This window comes from Streptococcus sp. A22 (assembly GCF_043674215.1).
Lineage (GTDB): Bacteria > Bacillota > Bacilli > Lactobacillales > Streptococcaceae > Streptococcus > Streptococcus suis_V.
In genome coordinates, this window is the sequence record NZ_JBIMJQ010000060.1 from 1 (window position 1) to 2,047 (window position 2,047).

Here is a 2,047-nt window from a genome sequence, read left to right on the forward strand (position 1 = left end):
AAGGTCTTCTTGGTTCGCAGCTTGGTCATGGTTTCAGACTTGGTAGAGCCTTTAGCATGTAGGCTAATCATCACTTCCAAATCTGACTGCATGAGGTCACGAATAAATTTATCCCCTAGCTCCATACCATAGTCACGAACATAGACAATCTGTAATAATCGATCGTCCAATTCAATATGATTCTTGTGTTTAAAGGAAAGGTAGGTTGGGGCCATAAAGTGTTTGGTGGATTGACCTGACAGGGTCAAATCCTTGTAAGAGAACGGTAAATGATTTTCACCCCGCAACATATCCGCAAGGACATTCACTCGCTCCTCTCCACCGAGCAGACCAAGAGACACATCAATCTCAGAAAAGCCACTCTTGAAATATTCCCCAATCTGTGACAGAGAACGAAAAGCTAGTTTTGGTGTTTGGTCGCTCTTGCCAAATGAAAGAAACTTGACAGCCGAAAAGTTGTTCTCACCCGCCTCTAAGTTGGCATCCATCATGCGATTCAATTCATCACGATAAGCATCAAACCCATCTTCCTGTAAGGGATAGAGAATACTCTTACGGAATTTTTCCAAATTGACCTTTTGATTGAAAATGGTCAGTTGGAAATTGGTCTTATCATCTAGTGAATTGATTAAATCGGAATATTTCTCAACAATAGCTCCTTTATCATCTAAGCCAACTGTTTGATAATTAACATCTCCTAAGAGATAGGTTTGTGAGAAATAACTTGGACTGACCTGCATGAGGCCATTCTGAAAAAGCCCTTGATAGGCTAACGTATTTACGGTAGAGGGGCTGATCTCCTGCTTCTGTGCTTTCGTCTTTTGCTTTTTGTCATTAGAAGAGGTCTTTGGTTTCATTGAGTGTTTTAATTTTTTCACGTTGGTCTCCTTTTCTTCCAGTAAATGTGCGGTCTGGCACCGTTAGTTCATAATGAAATCGGTACTTGAGATAGGTTTCAAATGGTAAATCATTGGGTCGATAGACCCCAAATAACATGAGTGGAATGGTAAAGCTAAAAACAAAACCATAGACAAACCAATCCCCAAATTGCCAGTAAAATAGGTTCAAGCCCAATACCAAAATGGTTAGGGCGACGGCTGGAAATACAAAAATAACCTGTCTAGTTGTAAATCCCAGCCATGCCCTGTGTTGAACCTTTGAAATGTCCTTAAAGACACGTGTGTTCATAAATGTTCTCCAATCTAAGTAAGCTATAAAAAGAGGAGGCGGGCAATTTACTCCCATCCTCCTACATCCCCAAAATACTTCGGGCGGTCCGTTGACTGCCAACCAAGGCAATGATTAACAATATGGCCTGTACCAAGCCACCAAACATAATGGCGAGTGATTCCATAACTCCAGCTCCATTTGATACGGCAATCTTTCCAGCCGATTCAAACAAGGGAACAAGAGATACAATTAGAAAAATCAAAATACCTTGAACTGCATAGACCATGATGTTTTTAAGGTAACCAATCCCAACACTTCTCCAGTCATCACTAAGGAAGGTCGGAATGGTAATAGGGGCAAAAGGAATCATCAGATAGAGTTGGATAAAGCGAATGGTAATCAAGATATTGACAACCATGATGCTGGCCATTCGTACCAACCAAATGAGAATCGCAAAAAAGCCAATAATCATTTTTCCTACAATTCCAGATCCCTTAATGCCTGAGATGGTATCATAATTAGCACCACCATTCGTGACAAGACTTGCCACTTGTTCAATAACATAAGAGGCAATGGCAATAATGGCTTCCACAATAACCGTCGTATTGGTAATCACGACCGCGACCATGATGTAGCTGACAATCATAGGTGCCATGGCTTCAAAGGTCATTGCACCACCTGAGTTTGCGATTTTCTTGGCCATTTTTGAAAATTCGAGTACGAGAACAACCGCAAGAATAGCTACTCCCAAGGGCTGCATAATCCCCTTGGTAATGGCTGTCATGTAAGACCACACCGTCGGATTAAAGTCCGCTAGTGACTTAACCAAGTTGGCGGTTGATTCTAAATCCACTTGAAACCCTTCAAAAAGGCTATC

2 protein-coding genes and 1 pseudogene are annotated in these 2,047 nt (G+C 41.5%); all 3 read right to left on the minus strand.

The genetic code is table 11. From position 1 onward, the window contains the following. Positions 1 to 878 (minus strand): annotated as a pseudogene (locus ACHBHN_RS11230) (type VI secretion protein); the annotation flags it as partial. Beyond that, complete coding sequence (locus ACHBHN_RS11235; protein WP_001097579.1) at positions 835 to 1,188, minus strand: PrgI family protein; 354 nt, start codon at positions 1,186 to 1,188, stop codon at positions 835 to 837. The gene ACHBHN_RS11235 and the pseudogene ACHBHN_RS11230, both read right to left, overlap by 44 nt. A 61-nt stretch (positions 1,189 to 1,249) precedes the next feature. Beyond that, positions 1,250 to 2,047: conjugal transfer protein TrbL (locus ACHBHN_RS11240; protein ID WP_394734153.1), on the minus strand; the 798-nt coding region annotated here is incomplete at its 5' end.

Bases quoted from the DNA above. Each gene is read 5' to 3' on its own strand.
- ACHBHN_RS11235 (WP_001097579.1), bottom strand. From the start codon at position 1,188: ATGAACACACGTGTCTTTAAGGACATTTCAAAGGTTCAACACAGGGCA.